At 46.1% G+C, this 21,814-nt stretch carries 26 protein-coding genes; 11 read left to right on the top strand and 15 right to left on the bottom strand.

Translation table 11 applies throughout. From position 1 onward, the window contains the following. Positions 1 to 128 precede the first annotated feature (128 nt). Positions 129 to 2,303 (top strand): hypothetical protein, encoded by a 2,175-nt coding sequence (locus tag C7B65_RS21755; RefSeq protein ID WP_073074725.1) that lies wholly within the window; start codon positions 129 to 131, stop codon positions 2,301 to 2,303. Here the strand turns inward: C7B65_RS21755 and C7B65_RS21750 are convergent. Beyond that, positions 2,300 to 3,553: an HD domain-containing protein gene (locus tag C7B65_RS21750; RefSeq protein WP_073074724.1), complete on the bottom strand. Its 1,254-nt coding sequence runs from the start codon at positions 3,551 to 3,553 to the stop codon at positions 2,300 to 2,302. The two genes, C7B65_RS21755 and C7B65_RS21750, sit on opposite strands and share 4 nt — an antisense overlap. Positions 3,554 to 3,591: 38 nt before the next feature. Beyond that, positions 3,592 to 4,833, bottom strand: coding sequence for a carboxyl-terminal processing protease CtpA (gene ctpA / locus C7B65_RS21745; RefSeq protein ID WP_073074723.1), 1,242 nt, complete (start codon positions 4,831 to 4,833; stop codon positions 3,592 to 3,594). A 242-nt stretch (positions 4,834 to 5,075) separates the two neighbouring features. On the opposite strand from ctpA, the gene petB reads away from it, so the two are divergent. The 4 genes from petB (at position 5,076) to bchB (ending at position 8,907) form a co-directional block, all read left to right on the top strand. Further along, positions 5,076 to 5,723 (top strand): cytochrome b6, encoded by a 648-nt coding sequence (petB, locus tag C7B65_RS21740; protein ID WP_073074722.1) that lies wholly within the window; start codon positions 5,076 to 5,078, stop codon positions 5,721 to 5,723. Positions 5,724 to 5,833: 110 nt separating this feature from the next. Further along, the gene (petD, locus tag C7B65_RS21735; RefSeq protein ID WP_073074721.1) at positions 5,834 to 6,316 is read left to right on the top strand and encodes a cytochrome b6-f complex subunit IV; all 483 of its coding nucleotides are present in this window, start codon (positions 5,834 to 5,836) and stop codon (positions 6,314 to 6,316) included. A 127-nt stretch (positions 6,317 to 6,443) separates the two neighbouring features. Then, positions 6,444 to 7,055 carry a Uma2 family endonuclease gene (locus C7B65_RS21730; RefSeq protein ID WP_073074720.1) on the top strand — a complete coding sequence of 204 codons (612 nt, stop codon included), beginning with the start codon at positions 6,444 to 6,446 and terminating at the stop codon, positions 7,053 to 7,055. 325 nt (positions 7,056 to 7,380) lie between these two features. Continuing rightward, positions 7,381 to 8,907 carry a ferredoxin:protochlorophyllide reductase (ATP-dependent) subunit B gene (gene bchB, locus C7B65_RS21725; protein ID WP_073074719.1) on the top strand — a complete coding sequence of 509 codons (1,527 nt, stop codon included), beginning with the start codon at positions 7,381 to 7,383 and terminating at the stop codon, positions 8,905 to 8,907. Between the two features lie 65 nt (positions 8,908 to 8,972). Here bchB and C7B65_RS21720 read toward each other — a convergent pair whose 3' ends face one another. After that, the gene (locus C7B65_RS21720) at positions 8,973 to 10,391 is read right to left on the bottom strand and encodes a hypothetical protein (RefSeq protein ID WP_073074718.1); all 1,419 of its coding nucleotides are present in this window, start codon (positions 10,389 to 10,391) and stop codon (positions 8,973 to 8,975) included. Between the two features lie 136 nt (positions 10,392 to 10,527). Between C7B65_RS21720 and nblD the strand changes: the two genes are divergently transcribed. Both nblD and C7B65_RS21710 read left to right on the top strand, forming a co-directional pair. Further along, positions 10,528 to 10,716: an NblD family protein gene (gene nblD, locus C7B65_RS21715; RefSeq protein WP_073074717.1), complete on the top strand. Its 189-nt coding sequence runs from the start codon at positions 10,528 to 10,530 to the stop codon at positions 10,714 to 10,716. 233 nt (positions 10,717 to 10,949) lie between these two features. Further along, positions 10,950 to 11,531 (top strand): Uma2 family endonuclease, encoded by a 582-nt coding sequence (locus C7B65_RS21710; RefSeq protein WP_073074716.1) that lies wholly within the window; start codon positions 10,950 to 10,952, stop codon positions 11,529 to 11,531. A 341-nt stretch (positions 11,532 to 11,872) separates the two neighbouring features. On the opposite strand, the gene C7B65_RS21705 is transcribed toward C7B65_RS21710, so the two are convergent. The 5 genes from C7B65_RS21705 to C7B65_RS21685 all read right to left on the bottom strand — a co-directional run bounded on the left by C7B65_RS21705 (position 11,873) and on the right by C7B65_RS21685 (position 14,728). Then, positions 11,873 to 12,967, bottom strand: a complete 1,095-nt coding sequence (locus C7B65_RS21705; protein WP_143162108.1) for a hypothetical protein — start codon at positions 12,965 to 12,967, stop codon at positions 11,873 to 11,875. Positions 12,968 to 13,081: 114 nt separating this feature from the next. Further along, positions 13,082 to 13,336 carry a hypothetical protein gene (locus C7B65_RS21700; RefSeq protein WP_073074714.1) on the bottom strand — a complete coding sequence of 85 codons (255 nt, stop codon included), beginning with the start codon at positions 13,334 to 13,336 and terminating at the stop codon, positions 13,082 to 13,084. After that, positions 13,337 to 13,720, bottom strand: a complete 384-nt coding sequence (locus tag C7B65_RS21695; RefSeq protein WP_219898693.1) for a hypothetical protein — start codon at positions 13,718 to 13,720, stop codon at positions 13,337 to 13,339. A gap of 271 nt (positions 13,721 to 13,991) precedes the next feature. Further along, complete coding sequence (locus C7B65_RS21690; RefSeq protein ID WP_073074712.1) at positions 13,992 to 14,342, bottom strand: zinc ribbon domain-containing protein; 351 nt, start codon at positions 14,340 to 14,342, stop codon at positions 13,992 to 13,994. A 71-nt stretch (positions 14,343 to 14,413) separates the two neighbouring features. After that, positions 14,414 to 14,728 carry a TIGR03792 family protein gene (locus C7B65_RS21685; RefSeq protein WP_073074711.1) on the bottom strand — a complete coding sequence of 105 codons (315 nt, stop codon included), beginning with the start codon at positions 14,726 to 14,728 and terminating at the stop codon, positions 14,414 to 14,416. A gap of 263 nt (positions 14,729 to 14,991) precedes the next feature. Here C7B65_RS21685 and C7B65_RS21680 point away from each other — a divergent pair, with 263 nt between their 5' ends. Continuing rightward, positions 14,992 to 15,318, top strand: a complete 327-nt coding sequence (locus C7B65_RS21680; RefSeq protein ID WP_073074710.1) for a phasin family protein — start codon at positions 14,992 to 14,994, stop codon at positions 15,316 to 15,318. Between the two features lie 44 nt (positions 15,319 to 15,362). Next, the gene (locus tag C7B65_RS21675) at positions 15,363 to 15,923 is read left to right on the top strand and encodes an FKBP-type peptidyl-prolyl cis-trans isomerase (RefSeq protein WP_073074709.1); all 561 of its coding nucleotides are present in this window, start codon (positions 15,363 to 15,365) and stop codon (positions 15,921 to 15,923) included. A gap of 58 nt (positions 15,924 to 15,981) precedes the next feature. Here the strand turns inward: C7B65_RS21675 and C7B65_RS21670 are convergent, their stop codons facing one another. After that, positions 15,982 to 16,644, bottom strand: a complete 663-nt coding sequence (locus tag C7B65_RS21670) for a hypothetical protein (RefSeq protein ID WP_219898692.1) — start codon at positions 16,642 to 16,644, stop codon at positions 15,982 to 15,984. Positions 16,645 to 16,804: 160 nt separating this feature from the next. Further along, positions 16,805 to 17,128, bottom strand: a complete 324-nt coding sequence (locus C7B65_RS21665; protein ID WP_223257482.1) for a nucleotidyltransferase family protein — start codon at positions 17,126 to 17,128, stop codon at positions 16,805 to 16,807. Between the two features lie 241 nt (positions 17,129 to 17,369). On the opposite strand from C7B65_RS21665, the gene C7B65_RS21660 reads away from it, so the two are divergent. Together C7B65_RS21660 and C7B65_RS21655 are read left to right on the top strand one after the other, a co-directional pair. Further along, positions 17,370 to 17,588 carry a hypothetical protein gene (locus tag C7B65_RS21660; RefSeq protein WP_073074707.1) on the top strand — a complete coding sequence of 73 codons (219 nt, stop codon included), beginning with the start codon at positions 17,370 to 17,372 and terminating at the stop codon, positions 17,586 to 17,588. A gap of 46 nt (positions 17,589 to 17,634) precedes the next feature. Next, on the top strand, positions 17,635 to 18,000 hold the full coding sequence (locus tag C7B65_RS21655; RefSeq protein WP_223257481.1) for a hypothetical protein: 366 nt from the start codon (positions 17,635 to 17,637) through the stop codon (positions 17,998 to 18,000). Between the two features lie 270 nt (positions 18,001 to 18,270). Here the strand turns inward: C7B65_RS21655 and C7B65_RS21650 are convergent, their stop codons facing one another. The 5 genes from C7B65_RS21650 to C7B65_RS21625 form a co-directional block, all read right to left on the bottom strand. Further along, on the bottom strand, positions 18,271 to 18,609 hold the full coding sequence (locus C7B65_RS21650; protein WP_219898691.1) for a clan AA aspartic protease: 339 nt from the start codon (positions 18,607 to 18,609) through the stop codon (positions 18,271 to 18,273). A 59-nt stretch (positions 18,610 to 18,668) separates the two neighbouring features. Beyond that, entirely contained in the window at positions 18,669 to 18,935 is a 267-nt protein-coding gene (locus C7B65_RS21645; protein ID WP_073074704.1) for a hypothetical protein, read from the bottom strand. Between the two features lie 477 nt (positions 18,936 to 19,412). Further along, complete coding sequence (locus tag C7B65_RS21635) at positions 19,413 to 20,222, bottom strand: peptidase associated/transthyretin-like domain-containing protein (RefSeq protein WP_073074703.1); 810 nt, start codon at positions 20,220 to 20,222, stop codon at positions 19,413 to 19,415. An 80-nt stretch (positions 20,223 to 20,302) separates the two neighbouring features. Continuing rightward, positions 20,303 to 20,737 (bottom strand): membrane protein insertion efficiency factor YidD, encoded by a 435-nt coding sequence (gene yidD / locus C7B65_RS29690; RefSeq protein WP_073074702.1) that lies wholly within the window; start codon positions 20,735 to 20,737, stop codon positions 20,303 to 20,305. A gap of 564 nt (positions 20,738 to 21,301) precedes the next feature. Then, positions 21,302 to 21,526 carry a hypothetical protein gene (locus C7B65_RS21625; protein ID WP_073074701.1) on the bottom strand — a complete coding sequence of 75 codons (225 nt, stop codon included), beginning with the start codon at positions 21,524 to 21,526 and terminating at the stop codon, positions 21,302 to 21,304. Between the last annotated feature and the right edge of the window lie 288 nt (positions 21,527 to 21,814).

Here is a 21,814-nt window from a genome sequence, read left to right as displayed (position 1 = left end):
TTATTTTAAACCTGCTTTTTGTAACGATCTACGATAGAGAGAGTCTTAGCGTCTATCAACATCAGGCGTTGTGAGTGCCAAAAGTTGGAGTCGCTAAGTATCCTAACAAATTCATCTAGGGCTAATTTGTGCTTTCACAATCTATTTGGGTCATCGGTGCGACACGAAGCGGCAAAACGACACGATTAGTCCGTCAGTTTTGCGACTGGGTTCGCCCTGCGATCGAGCCATCCTCTAATCAGGCAAACATTGGTGTGCTGGTGCTGGCGGCGATCGGCGATAACCGTCTCGATCTGGTCGATCGGCTGACAGCAGCCACTCAAGGCAAGTGTCCTTTTAGAGCCACGACTCCCCTGGGATTTTTTGAAGATGAGGTGATGCTGTTCTGGTCGCTGCTGATTCAAAACTTGGGGCTAAAAGCACAGTTTCCAGTCAGACTTCGCCCCGAAAACGAGCAAGAACTCGCGACTCGTCTTTGGAGAGTAGAACTTGATGACGCGATCGGGCGATCGGGCATCTCAGAAGCGCGACTCGTGCGACGAATTCTAGACTTGATGCAGTTAGCGAATTTAAGCGGAATCACGATCGAAGACATTCCAACTCTTCTAGAGCAGGGCTTACCCAGGCAAACAGACGAACCGGGGAGCGAACTACCTTTGCCCTACGAAACGGTCTGTGAAATGCTTCAGCGCTGGCGTACCTGGTGTCTGCGTCGTGGACTGCTGACCTATAGCCTGATTGCCGAGCTATATTGGCGCTATTTGCTGACTGACCTCACCTATCAGCAACACCTGACCCAGCGTTATCAGGCAGTCTTAGCCGATGATGTCGATGAATATCCCGCGATCGCGCGTCATCTGTTTGAGTTTTTGCTTAACCAGAATGTTGCAGGAGCCTTTAGCTTTAACGCTGATGGAGCCGTGCGGCAAGGGTTGGGGGCAGACCCAAGCTATCTACAAGGATTAGCTCTCCAATGTCAGCAAGAAGTTTTGAGCGATCGAGTCGTCACTTGTCTCGCTGATAATCTGAGTGAGTTGATCGTAGAATTAGTCACTGATCCGGTCTTCTTCGCCACGCTCCCGGAGTCTGTCCAGACCATTCAAACCACGACTCAAGCACAACTACTCCGGCAAACTGGCGATGTGATTACCAAAGCCATCCAATCAGGACAGGTTGAGCCGCGAGAAATTGCCTTGATTGGGCCGGGTATCGATCCGATCTCTCGCTACGCGCTGGCTGCCATTCTCACCCGTCGAGGCATTCCGGTCGAAACGCTCAATGATCAGCGTCCCCTGTCTAGTAGCCCAATTATTCGAGCGTTGTTGACGCTTCTAACGCTCGTCTACCCAGGTTTAGGGCGATTGGTTGATCGAGACACGATCGCCGAAATGCTTGTCGTCTTAAGCCAAAAATCGAGTTCACAAACTCCGCCCGATCGCGACTCTGACGAGATTTCTTCATCTTTTCACGCTTCATCGTTCCTCATCGATCCAGTTCGTGCCGGACTGATCGCCGATCACTGTTTTGAGCCTCACCCCGATCGTCCTTGTTTGCTTCCTGCTGTTACCTTTCCGCGCTGGGATCGGTTGGGATATCAAACCACTAAAGCCTATGAAGAGATTGTGCTGTGGATAGACGGGCAGCGATCACAACTATCACAACGGTTGCTTGCAAGTCCGGTAGTGTTGCTCGATCGAGCCATTCAACGATTCTTTTTGGGCGGAAGTCATCTGCCTTTTGATCAACTCGCCGCTTTGAGAGAACTGATTGAAACCGCACAGCATTATTGGGAGGTTGATGCTCGACTGAGAAAAATTGATAAAACCGACGCGCCTCCCTCAATGACGGTGAGCCGATTTGTTCAATTGCTCAGACAAGGAACTGTGACCGCCAATCCGTTTCCAGTTAGACCGATCGGGCCTGCTAGCAATGCCGTCACCTTAGCAACGGTGTTTCAATATCGGTCTAGTCGGCGTGTTCACCGTTGGCAGTTTTGGCTAGATGCGGGGTCAACTCGCTGGCTGAGTGGGGTAGACTCGCTATTTGCGGCTCCTTTGTTCTTGCAAGATTGGTCGGGCAAGACTTGGACAGCCGATGACACGCAGACTTCTAACGAGCAGCGCTTAAGACGAATTTTGCTCGATCTATTAGGTCGCGCCGAAGAACGAATATTTCTTTGCTATGGCGACTTAGCGACCAATGGGCAGGAACAGACGGGTATTTTGACAACGCTGGTGAACGCAGCAATTCCGATCGTACTGCCTGCTTCCGAAGAAAGTGCAACTGAACCAGCGATCGCTTAGATAATCACCGCCAACAACTCAGCCTCAATCTCTCGCGGGTACAGGAGCCAAACTTTTTCCACGGGTTGAGTCAGCGTTTTGACAAGCGGTGATAACTCACTGATTTCTTGCAAACCCGTTGATGTTTGGAGATTAATTCCTCGCTGATAGAGCGTGTAACCTCGATTGATAAAAGTTCTCAGCCCTGCATAATAGTTGGGGACAAATCCAGCTTCTGTTAATAAATAATGCACTTTGTCTAGAAGTGTCTGGCGATCGCTTTCCCCTAAATGACTAACCTCTAGCGCCTTTAGCAAGTCTCGGTCTAAAAAACGCCGACATAAATCAGCCAAAACCGCGTCAGGATGATGTTGCCAACGCTGTAAATGGTAAACAAACACCCCATCATCGGCAGATAGATATTGATCGAGTGTGATTTGATTGCAGTCTTCACTCAACCAGGCGGTGACGGTTTCATCGGCAGTTAGCTGGTTAGCCTGAAGCAGAGTGCGGGCACGATCGCACGTTTGATTCAATACCCAAGTCGCCGCAATATTTTTGGGATGGTTATAAATCTGGGCATACATAAAATAGCGGACGATCAGGTAATGCTCGATCGCCGCGATGCCTTTCTGCGCTACCACTAATTGCTGACTGACCGGATCGTATCTTAGTGCCATGAGAATGCGATCGAGGTCAATCTTGCCGTAAGATGCCCCCGTAAAATAACTATCGCGCATCAAATAATCGAGGCGATCGCAGTCAAGCTGACTCGACACCAACTGCGACACCAAGGGCACCGGATATTTTTTTAAGTAAGTTTGTTCAATCTGATCTAACAGATTTGGATGAAAGCGATCGAGCAGTTCACAAATCGGATGATATTCTCGCAAGATGCGCCGCGTCCAGTGCTCGTGATCGCAGCCAAAAACCTCTTCAGCCGTGTGACTGAAAGCCCCATGTCCAATGTCGTGCAACAGTGCCGCACACAGCACCACAGGGCGATGAACTTGTAGCTGAGGATAGGATTTGGCCAGGCGATCAAACGCCCGCCGAGCCACTGCCATCACGCCCAATGAATGGGTAAATCGCGAACCCTCTGCCCCGTGAAACGTCAAACTCGCTGGGCCTAACTGCCGAATTCGTCGCAATCGCTGAAACGCAGGCGTGTCAATCAAGCGGATCAGCAACGCTTCGGTAGAATCGCTGCTGTTAAGAGTAATCGCACCATGTAAAGGATCGTGATAGGTTCGCTCAGAGTTGGGCAGCAAAAGAATGAACGGTAAAGGACAGGTCGATTGTTCTCTCTTTAACTTGCACCTGCAACCAGAGCATCAGACCCGATCGCGTCTATAGCCGCTTTGTATTGGCGATCGCTAGGCGTTCCAATCTGATCGAGCGTGATGGGGTCAAGCGGCACCACTTGATCCGGGACGATTCCCAACTTGTTGATATCTTTGTGGCTCGGCGTTTCATACTTCGCAACGGTGACAGCCAGTCCCGCTCCATCGGACAAGTCAAACAGAGATTGAATCAACCCTTTGCCAAAGGTTTTTTCACCCAGAATGATCGCCCGTCCGTTATCCTTCAAAGCGCCTGCTAAAATCTCGCTGGCGCTGGCAGTGCCCTGATTGACCAAAACGACCATTGGATCTTTAGTTAAAGCATCTCCCATCGCTTCAAAGCTGCCCATCGTGCCTTGCCGATTGACGGTATAGACGATCGTGCCTTCATCAATCCACAGCCGCGCGATGTCAATCCCAGCTTGCAGCAACCCACCAGGATTGTTTCGCAAATCTAGAATGTAGCCATCGGCTCCCTGTTTTTCAAGTCGGGCGATCGCGTGTGCCACCTCAGCCGTAGCGTTGGCGTTAAATTGACTCAGCCGCAAGTAGGCAAGTTTTTTGCCATCGGGTTGAGGACGCAACTCCGCATAAACCGGGTTTAACTCAATGCGATCGCGCACCAAATCAACGTCTAAAGCTGCTTCATCTTTCCGACTGATCGTCAGCGTGACTCGGCTGCCGATCTGACCTCGCATCCGTTCAGCCGCATCGTCGAGTGATAGCCCTTCGGTCGAAACGCCATCAATCATCAAAATGTTGTCTGCGGGTCGAATTCCTGACTTGGCGGCAGGCGATCCTTCAACCGGAGCAATCACCCTCAGCCGCTTTGTCTCTGGATCTAACGAAATCTGTAACCCTACCCCCGTCAGTTCTCCAGACGTGCTGGTTTGCAAGCTGCGATATTGATCGGGCTTCAGCAAGCGCGTAAACGGATCATCCAACCCCGCGATCATCTGCTGGATTGCGGTATAGCTGGCTTCGCGATCGGGCAGCGGTTGCTTTAAATATTTCTCTCGAATTGCCCACCAATTTTGATGATTAAAGCTGGAATCGACATAAGCACGATCGACAATCCGCCAAACTTCGTTGACCAGCCGTTGCTCGTCGGTAAAAGCGCCAGCAGAAGGAGCCACAATGCCCCAAATGAGGGCGATCGCCAGAGCAAACTTAGACAGTAAGCGAATCCAAGAAAAACGTTTTCCCATAGTGATCGATCCTAACTGGAAATGTCCGCAAATTTCTACCTTGCCAGAGAGATGTGAATTTTGTTTAACAAATTTTTTAGAAATAAAACTTTTCTTTACAAATATTTAAACGCGATCAGCAACTTGAAGCGGACTCTAAAAACAGCCAAACTTTGGCGAATTGCCGCTTCCACAATGTAATCGACCATTGGGCTGTGTTACATTTTTTATGAACAGCAATCATGTTTAGGAACGCTTGCTTTATGGCAAATGTGTACGACTGGTTTGAGGAGCGCCTCGAAATTCAGGCGCTAGCCGAGGACGTAACCAGCAAGTACGTGCCGCCTCATGTCAATATCTTCTACTGCTTGGGTGGAATCACGTTAACTTGCTTCCTGATCCAGTTTGCGACTGGGTTTGCGATGACTTTTTACTATAAACCAACTGTCGCCGAAGCATTCTCCTCGGTGCAGTATTTAATGAACGACGTTAACTTCGGTTGGCTGATTCGTTCCGTCCATCGCTGGTCTGCCAGCATGATGGTGCTGATGATGATCTTGCACACCTTCCGGGTATACCTGACGGGTGGCTTTAAAAAGCCTCGTGAGTTGACCTGGGTGACGGGTGTGATTTTGGCGGTGATTACCGTTTCCTTTGGGGTGACGGGTTATTCTCTGCCTTGGGATCAAGTTGGCTATTGGGCAGTCAAAATCGTGTCGGGCGTGCCTGAAGCGATTCCGATCGTGGGCACTTTGATTGCTGACTTGCTGCGTGGCGGTGCGAGTGTGGGTCAATCGACTCTGACTCGTTATTACAGCGCTCACACCTTTGTGTTGCCCTGGCTGATCGCTGTGTTCATGCTGGCGCACTTCTTGATGATTCGCAAGCAAGGCATCTCTGGCCCCTTGTAATCGATTTTAGGTTTTAGATTTTGGATGATGAATTCAAAATTGCGACTCTGAAATTTGCTTGCTGTTTCCTTATCTGCTGATTTCCCTCTTAAGGAGAGCCTCTTTCAACCATGGCAACTGTTAAGAAGCCGGATCTAAGCGATCCTCAGTTACGTGCCAAGTTGGCGAAAGGTATGGGTCACAATTATTACGGTGAACCCGCCTGGCCTAACGACTTGCTTTATATCTTCCCAGTGGTGATTTTGGGCACGATCGCTCTTTGTGTCGGTTTAGCAGTGCTTGACCCCGCATCGACGGGCGAACCTGCAAACCCCTTTGCAACACCTCTGGAAATCTTGCCAGAGTGGTATCTCTATCCCGTGTTCAACATCCTGCGCGTGGCACCTAACAAACTGCTGGGTGTGGTGCTGATGGGTTCTGTACCCTTGGGTCTGCTAATTGTTCCGTTTATTGAAAACGTGAACAAGTTCCAAAACCCTTTCCGTCGTCCGGTTGCTACCGCAGTTTTTCTGTTTGGTACGGTTGTGACGCTTTGGTTAGGCATTGGTGCAGCCTTCCCGGTGAGCCAAGCGCTAACTCTAGGTTTATTCTAAGAGATTTTTCAATCTCAATTGTGGTGCCTACAATTCTCCTTATTTCTAAGAGAATCGTAAGCACCACTTTTTTTATAGGTTCGTTAAAATTGCAGCGTCAGAACAGAAATTCTGGAGGGTGATTTTCATGACTGCCCAAACAATTTCAACGCAAGAGCCGCTTCAAGAAAAGCGCGACTACACTCCAGAAGAGTATCTAGAACTGGAGGAAAAAGCGGAGTGTAAAAGCGAATATGATGATGGAATTATCACACCGATGACAGGTGGAACGACAGAGCACAATCAAATCGCTGGAAACTGCTACATCGCTCTGAGTATTGGTCTTAAAAGACAGAGTTTTAGAGTTTTCTTTGGTGACGTGCGTTTATGGATACCAAAAACTCAGAACTTTAAGTATCCCGATGTCATGGTGGTCGCTGGAGAACCGGAGTATTATAAAAACCGCAGAGATACGATTATCAACCCTCAAGTCATTATTGAAGTTCTATCAGATTCAACTGAAGCATTTGACCGAAGTGAAAAGTTTAGGCTATATCAAACGATTCCAACGTTTCAGGAATACATTTTAGTCAATCAAAGTAAAGTTGAAGTCGATCAGTTCTTTAGAATTGAAAATAAACGTTGGTCGCTTTATGAATACGATCGTGAAGATGCTGAACTAACTTTGAAATCTTTTGAACTGTTAATTCCAATTCTGGATATTTATGACAAAGTTAATGTCGAAAAAGAGAGTAAGTAACCGTTAAGTTAGCATTGCTGCCGCAAAAGGAACCAGCAGAGTTGCTTCTTTCGGAATGTCACGAAGCATAAAGAATGATTGCGATCGCACGACCGACCACCCCCAACTTTAATTTGCCGTATCCCTTTCTAGGCAAAGGTTTGATCGGGTTTACTCTCTTTTCATCATCTGGTTGAGCGAATGCAGCGATCGTCCACAGTCTCCTCATCTCTGAGACAATCGGTAAGCGACAACACTCCATTCAGGGATAGGCTGCTAGAGACAACCCTCTCTACACCCCACCCTTAACACCTTAAGAATTCAGATCAGATAAGGGAGACACCGTATGAAATTGGCTTACTGGATGTATGCAGGTCCGGCTCACATTGGCACTCTCCGCATTTCCAGTTCTTTCAAAAATGTCCATGCCATCATGCATGCCCCGATCGGAGATGACTATTTCAACGTCATGCGCTCAATGTTAGAGCGCGATCGTAACTTTACTCCGGTGACGATTAGCTCGGTCGATCGCAATGTGTTGGCACGCGGCTCTCAAGAAAAAGTAGTAGATAATATCACCCGCAAAGACACCGAAGAAACGCCGGACTTGATTGTGCTGACCCCAACCTGCACCTCCAGCATTTTGCAAGAAGATCTGGCAAATTTTGTGCAACGGGCGCAAATTGATACGAAGTGCGACGTGCTGCTAGCCGATGTAAATCACTATCGATTTACAGAACTGCAAGCTGCCGATCGGACTCTCCAACAAATCGTTCAGTACTACATTGCAAAAGCGAAAAAGAAGGGTCAACTGCCCGAAGGCAAAACCGAAAAGCCCTCAGTCAACATCATCGGTATCTCTTCTCTAGGGTTTCACAACCAGCATGACTGCATTGAATTGAAGCGCTTGATGGCAGACATCGGCGTTGAAGTGAATGCGGTGATTCCTGAAGGGGCTTCGGTTCTGGAACTCAAGAATTTGCCGAGAGCCTGGTTTAACTTGGTGCCCTACCGCGAAATTGGCTTGATGGCAGCAGAATTCTTGAAAGAAGAATTTGGGATGCCCTATGTGGATATTACGCCGATGGGTGTCGTTGAGACGGCGCGGTGCATTCGCAAAATTCAAGAAGTCGTGAATGCTCAGGGTGGCGATGTGAACTATGAAGAGTTCATCGAAAATCAAACCCTGTATGTGTCTCAAGCGGCTTGGTTTTCTCGATCGATTGATTGCCAAAATCTCACAGGCAAAAAAGCAGTTGTCTTTGGTGACAACACTCACGCTGCTGCCATGACAAAAATTTTGTCACGCGAGATGGGCATTCAAGTCGTCATGGCAGGAACGTATTGCAAAGCCGATGAGAAATGGTTCCGCGATCAGGTGAGTGAATACTGCGATGAAGTTTTGATCAGTGACGATAATGGCGCAATTGCAGACGCGATCGCCCGCATCGAACCCTCGGCAATCTTCGGAACTCAAATGGAACGCCACGTCGGCAAGCGGTTACGGATTCCGTGTGGGGTGATTTCGGCTCCGATTCACGTTCAAGATTTCCCGATCGGCTATAAGCCTTTCTTAGGCTATGAAGGCACCAATCAAGTGGCTGATTTGGTCTACAACTCCTTCACCTTGGGCATGGAAGATCATCTGCTGGAAATCTTTGGCGGACACGACACCAAAGAAGTGATCACGAGAGGAATGTCTGCCGATTCTGATATGAATTGGACGAAGGAAGCCCAACTAGAGCTAAACAAAATTCCTGGATTTGTGCGCGGCAAAATCAAGCGAAACACCGAGAAGTTTGCGCGCGATCGTAATTTATCCGAGATTACAGTCGAGGCAATGTACGCCGCGAAGGAATCGGTTGGCGCTTAATCTCTAATAATTCTCGTTTTTGTCGTAACTCCTGCCGATCTATGGTGGGAGTTTTTTGTTTGAGTTTAATACTTCACAACGTAGCGATCGAGATCTCGAATCTGCGGGTCAGAGAACTGCGTCAAAATCTTCCAAAGCACTGTGTAGCTACCATCGGCGCGACGACTGACCGGACGGAAGGCAAACAACAAATCACTGCTGGGTGTCTTTAATAAGTCTCTGAGAGATGAGCGTTCGTTCGGCAGAAGGGTTCGTCCTGATGTGATGATTTCAGGAACTTTAAACTGAATCGATCGCACCAAATAAGTTCGATTCATAGCTGCGGTTGCCTGATTCAGCAAAGGTTGGCTCAGATTCAAACCGCTAACCTTGCCAGTCATAAAGCGACGACGATCGGCTTGAATGGCTTCTAATTCTGAAGGCGGACGGTAGCTATAGAAAAATTGCAGCGCTTCTGACAAGCCAGACACCTGCTCAGACGAAGGCAAAAGAAGGGTTTCGAGTGCCACATCTCCCAAATCGGTCATAAACCCATAGTCTAAATCGGTCTGCACGATTTGAAAGCGATCGCCCTCAATCCGAATAGCTAAACGGGGAGATAAGCCCTGCGATCGCTGCATCAAAATCGCTAGAGGAAGCGAATCTGCGGCAGTCGGAGCGAGTCGATTTTCTAGTGTATTAGATGCAGCGCGATCGGACTCAGAGGACAGTAGACGCGCAATGCCAGTATTGGGCTGAGACAAGAAAGACGTGTAAGGCTGAGACTCTTGAGGATATAAATCAATAGGAGTCTGCCCACTCTGCAATTGCACCGGAACCGTAAACCGAACCGCTACCGGAAAAGCCGACTGAACTTGCAGTAAATGACTTCTGCTCGACTGAACGATCGCCAAAATATCATCGGGTGGCTGAATGGCAGGCGCGATCGGAATTGGAAGATTCTCGCTCGGACTTTTCGCCACTCGCCCGATGATTTGAGGCGCAGCGATCTCTTTGGCTACCACGCCCACTCGTCGATCGAGCCGCGCTCTCAAAGGCTCTAACTCACGAGCAGAGGTATACAACGCACAATAAACCTGAGCTTCCTCTAAGCTAACAGCATCGGTTCCAGCAACACTTCCTGCTCCACTACTATTAGCGGGATTTGAAGCACACAGAATTTCTGGCGCAGGATAACTGCTCTTGAGGAAGCGATCGACCGCAGAAGCCTGTAAAAATATTTGCCCCTGCACTGCCCGAAGTCGATCGCCATCAGAGCTAGAGAGCGAGCGCTCAATGCGATTTAACAGCACCAGATGACTTTGAGCGAGTCGCTGTGCCTCAAGCCAATAATCACGACCCGGATCGATCGGATCGATCGTAGGAGCCGTAGAACTGGTGCTGGCTGATGCGATCGATTGCCCCACTAGGGAACCAAAGCAAGATGCTATCAACACAAACAAAAAGAGGCGAGGCATTTTAATGAACCCTTTGATCACAGCCATAGGAAAAACTTTTAGATGATTTGATTCTCATGCAAGAGAAATGTTAGCCAATTAAAAAAATTTACTATTCGACAGATTTTTTAGCGGTAAGCTGGTTGAATCGAAACCATAAGTTGATTTCTCATTCACACTAATTATGAGTCAAGATAGAAACCAGACTTGCTCGGTCTGTGGCGTTAAAATCCTCAAAATGATTGGAGGAGATCGGGTGATCTTTGCAACCGGAGCGCACTCAACGCGAGCGATTTTATGGGCGCGGGTCTGCCAATATACCCAAAAATCGGGCTGCATCAATCAAAATCAGAATACCACTGGACAGATTTAACCCAGTGATCGTGATCAACTGCACCACAAATCCTTCACACGTTAAACTTTAGGCCCAAAAGCGATCGGCTTCGCAAGCCTAGAAGGAAGCGCGTCCAGCTTATGTATACCTAGGCGTTTTTTAAGCCCCCGATCGCGCCGCTCAATTTGTTAGCAGGCATTGCGGGAGAGGAGCAAGCTGTATAGAGAACAAGATCATATCTAAAATGGAGGGGTCGAGGCGAGGATAGGGCCATGATTGCTGAACTTAATCAATCTCGCGTTTCGCCTCAAGAATATCTAGACTGGGAGCCGCTGCAAACTCTTCGTTACGAGTATATCGATGGCGAAGTTTACGCAATGACAGGAGGAACGCTGTCTCATAGCGAGATTGCGGGAAACCTGATTGCGCTGTTGAAGCCCCACTTGCGCGGCAGTGGTTGCCGTGTGCTTGGCTCTGACGGCAAAATCGGCGTGACTGACAACGGGCCTTTCCTCTATCCTGATGTGAGTGTTACCTGCGATCGCCGCGATCAAGGTGCGCTTAAATTTGCTCGTCATCCTCAATTAATCGCTGAGGTTCTTTCTCCTAGCACCGAAGCCTATGACCGGGGTGGAAAGTTTGCTCTCTATCGACGGCTCGAAAGTCTTAAAGAATATATTCTTATCAGTTCTGAATCAATCAGTGTAGATGTTTTTCGCCTGAATGAGAAACGTAGATGGGAATTGATCCCATATGGCGAAGGTGATGAGATTCAACTCCTAAGCGTTAACCTTAGTTTCAGGGTTGAGCAACTCTATGAAGATATTGAATTCATCACTGAAATTCTAGAATAAGCTCAAGTTAGCAACTAATGAAGTAATCATTAGCAGTGCATAGGAATCGTTTGAATAGAACATTACAATAGCAGCAAAGAGGCTGATGCGATCGTTTGAATTTAGGAAAAGCGATCGTTTATGGTTAAATTTGAGCGCGTGATTTAACACTGGTAACATACAACAGAAGAGAGGCTGAGTAGGTTGAGGGGTTGCAAGATTGAGACGTGAACAATCGCTAGCAAGAGGAGCGGTATGCCATTCTCTAGCAAGTGATTTGATGGAATCATACTAAAACAGCTTAGTATTAATCAGCTTCGCGTTATTTTAATAGTGGAATTAATCTAATAAGCTCTTTTATCTTAATTTCTTCTCCCAGCACACCTGTCACATTCGCCAAGCTGTCCGGAGAAACGAATCGGGGTGTTGCTACTAACTATGTTTCGTGAAGGATCTAGCCTTAGTACATATTCCCCCACCAACATTTTCCAATGATTACACTTTTGATCAAAATGATACTTGCTACTTCTATCGCTCAGATTTCCGATATATTTTCCCTCTAATATCCTCACTTTGGAGTATTGCTTTAAGCTACTATCAAGTTGCTCTATACTAGATTGCTTTTGCCGGATATCTTGGTTTAAAGAACTAATTGTTTTGTTGAAAGAGCTTCTTTGGAATTTTAATTCTTTTAAATCTTCATTAGCTCTAGTTAATTCTAGATTTAGCGTATTGATTTGAGCTTGTTGACCTTGATTTGCCGCAGCATAATCTCTGATCTTTTCTTGAAGCTTTAATAGACGAGATTCACGCTCATCTACTGTAATGTTTAACGTGTCTAGTTCCTCTAAATAGTTTGCAAGCTTTTGTCGTACTGTATCGTTTTCATCCTGAAGTCTCGTGATTGTCTTAGATAAAGCACTTTTCTCTTCTTTTAGTTCACTTATAATTTTTCTATTTAGATTTTCTAATTCAGACTCTTCTAGATTAGATACTTCTTTTTCTGACACCGCACGTAACAAATCTTCAATTCTATATAAAGTACCTATTCTGGAAGGACTTGTTTTATCAGCTCTGCGAGTTATTTCTTGAGATAACCTATAAATTGTATCTTGCACTATTGTTTCGGATGGGTAATTACTTCTTACAGCCAAAATTACTTCATCTATAACTGATTCAATCTGTATCAAGTCCTTCTCAGGCTGACTTAAAGTAATGGAGTCAAAGAAATCTTGAACTCTATTTACAATCCGGTATTTTCTGGGCTGACGGGGATTTATTTCATTCTGTAACTTGCCTTTCTTTTGCTTTAAAGTCTCTATCGTTTTAGCTAGTCTCTCATGACTTTCAGTGCCATTTGCTCCTAAATGTTCAAGGACTCCCAGATGTAAATGAGCTTGAAAATCAAGTTTATTTAATCTCTGTATTGATTGGGAATTAATATCTTCTGACTGCAATCGCTTCTGCAATCTATTAACTTTCGAGGCAACAGTCCCTCTGAAGCAGCAAAGCATTAGATCGATAGCTTGACCATAGGGGAATGGGAAGCTAGTAAATAATCCAAAGAAAATTCAAAATATTAAAGTTGTTGCAATAAAAACAAATACTTTGAAGTAGCTTAGAATTTTGCCCCATATACTTAAGGGTTCTAAGTCTTTATCTTGAAGATCAAGATAATAGATGTGAGTTTGTCTATTGTCCTGATGCTGAGAGTTATTGTTCCCACAAGCAGCTTGCTGCCCACCCAAAGCTCCAGTGGAGCTTTGGGTAATTTTCGGCTGTAGGCTTTCAGATGGTTGTTCAGAATCCAAAGGAGATTGGCTCATTTACACAACTGGCAATGTTGTCCATAAAGCTCCTGCCGCTGTGCCTAGCCAACTTGCTATTTTTACCACTAATGGAACAAATTTTTCAAAAATTCGCTTACTAGCGTCTACTGTTTTGTCTACTTCTTCTAGATTTTTTGTAACCCGCTCTAAATTCTTAGAAATTAGTTGTTTGTCAGGCTCTTTTTCCTGTGCTTCTATCTTGGCAGTCTCTAAATATTTCTTAGCTTTTTCCTTCGCTGCTTCAGGTAATTGAGCATTTTGAATCAACTGCTCAATTTGTGCAAGAAGCTCAACTACCTCGGTTTGAGTAGGGATATTGGAAGCAGAAGATTCTTCATTACTCATCGTCTGCTTATTATGATCGCCGATCGCTGCTTGCATTCCTCCAGACATGGAACCTGAATTAGATTGGGAGATGCCACCAGGGTTGCTAGACACAGATACTGACCTCTTGATAAGTGACGACGAACTAGCGCATCATAAACCTTTTCTTACAATAGCAATTTTCCTCACGGAGATCGCCCCCTCACTTCAAATCGATTTGTAGTTTCACGGCACGATCGCTATTTTTTGACTGAGGAATCGCCCGCTTTCCAAACTGCATCTGTGCTGACCTAAGAGGCACGGCCCCACCATTTTGTGTAGCCACACTTCATCGCAGCGCCAGCCACAGGCTCAAGATCACCAGCCCAACTAAGACCAACCAGACTGAGTTTTGACGAAACCAGCCTTTAGTTAAGAAACGGCTGCTGGATTTGTTAAGTGGGCTAACTGAAACAGGCAACCGATCGCTATACAACGTGCACTCTCTTGCATCGGGGCGCTTGGGATAAGTACACGAATCATCGGCATCGTAAATGCAGGTTTTGCACAACGGCTCAATCCCTGTAGCGCGGTAAAGCGGAATGCCAGGATGACCATGCGCTTTGAGGGTCGTGCGGCAATGAGGACACACGATCGCTTGAGCGTCAACCGATTGATGACAACGAGGACATTCTGGCATCGATTCCAGCAGATTCTAAGATTATGTTCCGATGCTAACTTAACAGATTGAAGGGTGAAGTAGATTTTGTGTTAAGTAGGTCGTTGCATAAACTTGCGAACTTGATATTCACCCTCTTCGGCAAAAGGAAACGCCTGACCCATCGCTTCGGCAAACTGACGATCGGTTTCCTCTAATTTCTCGACGGGAATTGATTTCCACCCGTCTCGACTTTCCCAGTGAATCACCATTACGATTTCCATCGGATCTTTAGGATTGATCCACACTTCTTTACCTGCAAACCCTGGATAACTAGCGAGCAACGGTGTCCAAATTTCATCATCTTTTTGGATATATTGCTCCCGCAATTCTGGCGGAACCTTTACTTTGAGCCATTCGATCAGCATTAAACCATCTGTCTATCGCAACGTCTAAGACGTTACCAGAGAATCCTTAAAAATCTGGAACTTTCTGCCTTTGGGCGTAGATTTTGTTAGAGAATGCAGTCAAAGTAGTTTGAGGTACGGACTTCGCGACTGTTAACTGCCTTGCAATTTGACAGAATAGAAGAAGCGAAAAAGTTTGAATTCCCTACAAAGTGTCTAAAGTTTAGAAATACATTTTGTCGATCGTTCAACGGGCTTTTGCAGCACCCGACATAGGAACCAGTATGGATAGCAATAATTGGATTACACAGCTCTTGATGGTGGGCATCGGCACCACTTCTCTCGTGGCAGAAAAGTTTAAAGAGATGAGTGACCAACTCGTCAAAGATGGCAAACTCAACCCCGACCAGGCAAAAGGTTTTGTGGATGACCTGATGGCGCAACTCAAGCAGGGCAACTTTGAAGCTCAGATGCAGCGTCAGATTCGCTACGTGATGCAAGATTTGGGGGTGCCTCGCCAATCTGAAATGGATGAACTGCGGGGACGACTCGATCGACTAGAGCGGCAAGTCCGCGACCTAGAAAATAAGCTCTGGAATGGAACGAAGTAATCGAGAGTGAGAAGATAAAGACATACACGTCAGGAGGTCTGATTTTGAGAGAGATTTTAGTCAGCTTCGGAGTGATGGTGGTTTGCTGTGTGCTGTTGATTGTGGCGCAAGTCGCCAGTCGCAATAGCGCGATCGCGAGCGAGATGCCAATCACAGAGTCCGCTACCATTGCCGAAGTTAACCCCCAAGGTCTAGTTGCTGAAGCACCCAAGCCTACCACCCCTAGCCAAACGACAGAGGAGAAAAATGATATGGCGACACCTGAACGAGTCAGAGTGACCGAATCGGGTCTGCAATATGTGGATGAGGTCGAAGGAACAGGCGATTCTCCTAAAAAGGGGCAAACTGTGACGGTGCATTACACGGGCACGTTGACCGACGGAACGAAGTTTGATAGCTCCCGCGATCGCGGTCAACCCTTTGAGTTCAAAATTGGCGTGGGTCAAGTGATCAAAGGATGGGATGAAGGCGTGGGCACGATGAAGGTCGGTGGTCGTCGCCAACTTACCATTCCTCCCGGCTTAGGCTATGGCGCGCGCGGAATTGGTCCGATTCCGCCTAACTCGACGCTGCTGTTTGATGTGGAACTGCTGAAAGTCAGCTAGTCAACTTTAATGATTTTGGAATCCGCGATCGACCTCGATTTGCGGATTTTTTTGAGCATTATGTAGATGAGCTAAGAATTTCAATCAAAATCCCAACCAGCTTTTCTAGATCAGCCGGAACTGAATAAACGGATGTGTCTCGAATAACGTGTTTTGCAGTCCGATCGTAGATACCAAAATTCCAGCGCTCTCCGTCTGTCACCACTCCATAGAGGAGAGGAGCCGTTGATCTAGTCCATCGGTCGATCGCGATTAGCTCAACCGCGAGCTGGGTAAAGCCTCGCTCTAAATCTGCCTGTTTTGCCTCGACCACCAGCAGGTTGCGTTGAGCCGCGATGTAGTAATCAATTACGCCTTTGAGAAACTCATTGACGACGACAGCATATTCTAGATTGAGGCGATTGTTTGTAATCTCGCAGACCTCCAAGAGGATTGGGAAGACGATCGCTTCGCGTCTTGAAGATTCGTTGTTCAAGCTGACGTGACGCAATGCCCGATCGAGATTTCGTCTCAAGTCCTGCAAGTTGACGGGGGCTGAGGATTCTGAAAACAAGAGCTTTTCGCGCTCTGTGGTGCAGTTGAGTTCAGCGAGAATGTCTTCCAGCGTGAACGGAAGATCGAAGTATTGACTGAACGAATAGGACTCGTTGGGATTGAGAATGGAGGGGCGATCGGACATTTTCTCAAAACGATCGCGCCTATTTAGTGGGTTAGTCGTCATGATTGGACGTGAAAGCAATTAATTTGATTTTAAGCTCCGTGCGATCGATAGATTAATAATTGATTTAGAATCCGCGATCGACCTCGATTTGCGGATTTTTTGTAACTACTCAGGCTCAAAACATCGTAAGGATTTGCGAGAAGGCACAAAAGGTAAATACTCACGACCCGATAAAGACATACTCGACCTCATCCAAAATATGTGAGCCAATGTAGGGGCTTAATGACTCGATGGTAATCAGATCGACCGTCCTGCCAAACAGATCTTCTAGAAAAAAAGATAGGTGTATGAAATTGTCGAAGGTTTTTTGATCTGGCTCAAAAGCAACCAAAATATCGACATCGCTGCGATCGTGGATCGCACTATCTCGCACAAACGAACCGAAAACACCGCAACGACTCACCCCAAAACGGTGTAGATCCTGTTGATATTCCTGAAGAAGAGACAGGACTTGAGCTTTCGTTTGTATAGGTATTATTTGCATAGACTAATTACCTAATGCTGAGTCTGTCACAGCCTCACAGATAGCTTTAAAGCAGCAATCCGATCGAGGCATGAGTAAGCTAACGGTGCGGTTGAGCGACTGCCAGTAAACTTTGCATCCATACACCAAGATCTCTGGTCAGTCCGCTCCAAGTGGGTTGTTAGCCCGTCCACTTGAGCGAACGTGCAGATGCAAACTCAAGACTCTAAAATAGATACAACCCAAATTAACCAAACAACTTATGCCTCTCACCGAACTTGTACCACACCTTAAAGAGCTATCTTATTCTGACAAACTCTTGCTATTACACTTTCTGATTGCTGAGTTATTAAAGGAATCGGGTTTAGTACCATTAGACACTAAAGGCAAAACAGCCAGTCAAGGGTTACATGACTCTTTTGAAGCGGCTGCTGTTTTAGCAAAAGCATTGGCAGAGGAAAAAGTAGCTCCACATGGCTGATAAAGTTAGATTTGCTTTCACAGAGATAGATCCAGATCTTGGTACATTGAGTACACTACCCTATCTACCGCTAACCCTAACTTACCGAGACCAATCTATAAACGTCTCTGGCTTGCTAGATAGAGGTTCTAGCGTTAATGTGTTGCCTTACGAAATGGGTTTAAGGCTAGGAGCAGTTTGGGAACGCCAAAGGCTTTCTGTTCCACTAGGGGGAAATTTGGCTAGGTTTGAGGCACGGGCATTAGTGTTGACGGCAAATGTTGAGCGATTTTCCCCAACAGAATTGGCTTTTGCCTGGACACAGGACAAGAATGCTCCGTTGATTTTGGGACAAATGAATTTCTTTTTGGCGTTCGATGTGTGCTTCTACCGGGCTGAATCAGCGTTTGAAATTAGCCCAAAACTAACTTAACTAAGAGATTGGGATGAAACATTTATCTTTGAAGCAAACGCCGTAACGATTTCACTAACTATCGTGTTGAATAACAGGAAGCAAGTTCACGCAAAACAGTTTGAACTTCTTCTACAGGTGCAGACTGCATTCTGACTTTAGCTGCCTCATAGATGGCTTTAAAGCAGCACCAGATCGAGGCATGAGTAAGCTAACGTCCCGATTGAACGGCAGCAGATTGCCTTGAACAACAAACGAAAAGACTCTCAACTGTCTGCTCCAATCGGATTATTAGACCGTGTTTGAGAGGGATGCAGGCAGAGATGTTATTCTAACTTCACCGTTTGATCTTCCTTCCATTTCTAACTTGTAGTCTTCCAGCAACCCCATTCCAATCAGTGAATCTGTTTCTGCTGCGTTGATTTCAACCTCCCTCATCTTTCCATCCCAAATCACAACACCGACAAACATCTCGAAATATTGAAGACTGCCGTCTCCTAAAATCACCCTTTGAAATCCTCTCAATGTGAATCCCAGTTGATCAATAACATCTCTAGGTAAGGTTAGATCTCCTGTAAATCCTGTATCAATGATTGCTCTGACACTCTTCAACTGTTTACTGTCACCCACGATCGCAACCTGAATGATTGCTTCTCGATTTGCGTTCACGTATCCTGAGATCATTGTGATCAGCCCGCCTCAAAGTATCCGATTCGATGAACGGCAAGATGACCAATGCGGACAAACCAAATTTGAGCATCGGGATGATGAGCCAGCAAAAGATCGGATGCGGTTATGCTGTTTTTACCAATCTCAAAGGCTCCGGTTTCAATATCGATCGCGACAATTCTCCCATGATTACCTTCCTCGACTTGAGGGCGCACTTGAGATTCATAGATCTCATCACCCCGTCGAGCAAACTCTTCTTTGCTGTAGCGGGGTTGTCGAACTGTCATAGGCTTGCTCTTGTTTCAATCTTTGCCTTCTCATTTTAATCTAGGAGATTGCACCGACGGTCACAGTTCCAACTGAGATCGAGTTTTTGGACAGTGCTGTGGGAGAAAGAGTGCTGGGTTTCCTTTTGTCAACCCAGCCTACGGCGATCGTGGATTGCACTATCTCGCACAAATGAACCGAAAACACCGCAACGACTCACCCCAAAATGGTGTAGATCCTGTTGACATTCTTGAAGAAGAGACAGGACTTGAGCTTTCGTTTGTACAGGCATCATTTGCATGGACTAATCACCTGATGCTGAGTCTATCACAGCCTCACAGATAGCTTTAAAGCAGCAATCCGATCAAGGCATGAGTAAGCTAACGTTCCGGTTGAGCGGCAGCAGATCGACTTGAACGATAGACGAAAAATCTCTCAACTGTCCGCTCCAACCGGATTGTTAGACCGTGCCACACCGATCTTTTAAAAAACAATTCCTAGCCGTCCTTCCTCTTCAAATTAACTGTTGTGCAACGATGACCGTCTATTTCCCCGGAGAATGTTTTTAACGCTTCATCGAATTGACCTTGAAACGGGAACGCCGTCCAAGATGAGGCAGGTTTATTTATCCACGTTCCCCGTGGAAACCTCATACGCAGGGAGGTAGAGTTAAAATCTCCTTCATATCGAGCCATCCCACGAGGAACATTTGGATTTTCTGGAACAGGATATAGAGAAAAGTCAGCAATGACCTTGTTGCCAACTTGATCAATAGCTACAGTCACGCCAGTTATACCTTGTGAACAGGTATATGTACCAACCCATTGCCCCGATATGCTAGATTCCTTTGGTGTGGGTGTGGGTGTCACAGACTTTGGTGATTCTACGGGACGCTCTGGAATAGAACCAACTTGAGCTTGACCTGACTTAGTAAACCGAATAACTCTGACTTGATTTCGATCTATCGATAAGTTGACTTTAAAGCTCTGAGTTGGGTAACCTGCCTTACTCAAGGTGATGGTAACGTCTTCCTCGGCAAGGATTTTGATTTTAGCGTAGCCATTGCTATCAGTAAGTTCAGGCTCAGGAGATCCTTTTTTCCCAATAACCTCAACTTTAACTCCCTCTAGAGCTTCCCCTGTTTCTGTTTTTGTAACAAGTTCAATATCTTTCTGTGGTACAACACAATTATCTGATGGCAGCCCTATGCTACATCTAAAATCTGGAACAGTAAGGACCGTAGCAATAGAGCCAACTAAAGTTACAAGAAAACCCCACTTAACATAGTTAAAATCTTTAAAGCTCATAAGAATGGCTGAAACATCAATTTCGCTGTCATACTCGCTGGGTTTCCGTTCTAAATATTATATTTTGCGACCTTTTGAGGTTAAGACCTTTTTCCACTACACATCTTAGCAATACCAAGAATGGCGCAGCACGCGCCAATCATTTCTGGATCAGCACAGCCATTTGGTCCGATGGTTGGAATTTTAAACTTAACAACTTGATCTTTAGAAGACACATATGCAATGCTACATGCCTTAAATCTTCGCCTTGCAAGAAGAGTAGCCTCAAATAGGCTTTTGTCTGCAAGAGCATTCTTCACATATTCTGAGCAAGAGTCGCCACCATGCACAACTCGATGCGCACAGGAATAACCTTTCCTTGGCGAGAGATGGTATTGATAGCCACCAATAAGCGATATAGCGATTGAACGTAGTGAATGATCGAGAAGTGATAGTAGTTTTCTAAGAATCCAACCTTTACTGCGTCTCTTCGTAGCGTAGTATGAACCGTCAATAGATCGTGTTACATCTCTCATGCTGTAAATCAATGCTCCGACCAGTTTGTGTAAATAAAAAGAGGTTATGGGACAAAACGCCGAAGCAACTAAAGTCTCCCACTAAAGTGGGTAGTTTCGACTAGCGTGCTGGGACAATGAAACTCTATTTCAGAGACGCACTTTACACATTTCATGTTTTTCCTGTAGCTGACTTGCGTTTCCAATTAATTAAGGTAAGTAGGTCGGTGCAGTTAAATATAAGACCCTGTAGGATGGGTTAGCAATAGCGTAACCCATGCTGTCTAAAGGCTTGATGCGTTACGGCTACGCCTAACACATCCTACGGTTAATTACACTCACCTACTTAGACGCATCCCTGAAAGAGTGGGCTTAAGAAGATTTCCACAAAGCTATGTCGTTTGCGTATCTTGTCTCATCGAGAGCAAGATGCTCACCCTACGATTGAGAACCCTACTAAAGAAACCTCCTAATCAAAGACTAGTGCAGCGTCAAAACTAAAAATTAGGGTTGGCGATCTCTAAAAGCTCCATTCAATAGTCATTTCCGCAGATGCCAACCCTAAAATCAAGCTGTGACGCTCCACTAGTCCTGGTTAAAGAGCCAGACCACCCCTATGACAGCGAGTCCAACAGCGGCTGGAATTGCCACAACGGGGGCAATAGCAGCAACTGTTACACCACCAATCGACGCAATGCCAACCCCACCTGATGATGCAGCAACAGTAGTAGCAGCAGTGGTGGCAAGAGTTGTTTTTGCAGCTATTAGACCACCAGCCCCCAACGTTGCTAATCTAGAATTATTGCTCATTGTTAACATCTCCTAATCACAGTAAATGATGAACGCTTACAAGTAAATGCACCAACACGAGCCTATTACAATCTCGACCAGCTTGATTTCGGAAAAAATGTTACAAGATGTCGATTGTCTACATACACCCTGAGATTTTAGCTTACCAATGATTGCACAAACACCTTTACGCTATCCCCATTTACAGATTGCTTTGCTTCTGGGAACTAGCGGTCGGGTAAAGGAGTGAGTTTTAGATATATCTCCCTCCCTCCCCTCAGAACCGTGCTTACAACTTTCACTGTACAC

Source organism: Phormidesmis priestleyi ULC007 (assembly GCF_003003695.1).
GTDB classification, from domain to species: Bacteria; Cyanobacteriota; Cyanobacteriia; order Leptolyngbyales; family Leptolyngbyaceae; genus Phormidesmis_A; species Phormidesmis_A priestleyi_A.
Note: the sequence above shows the minus strand (reverse complement) of the source record. Positions and strands in the feature narration are given on the sequence as shown.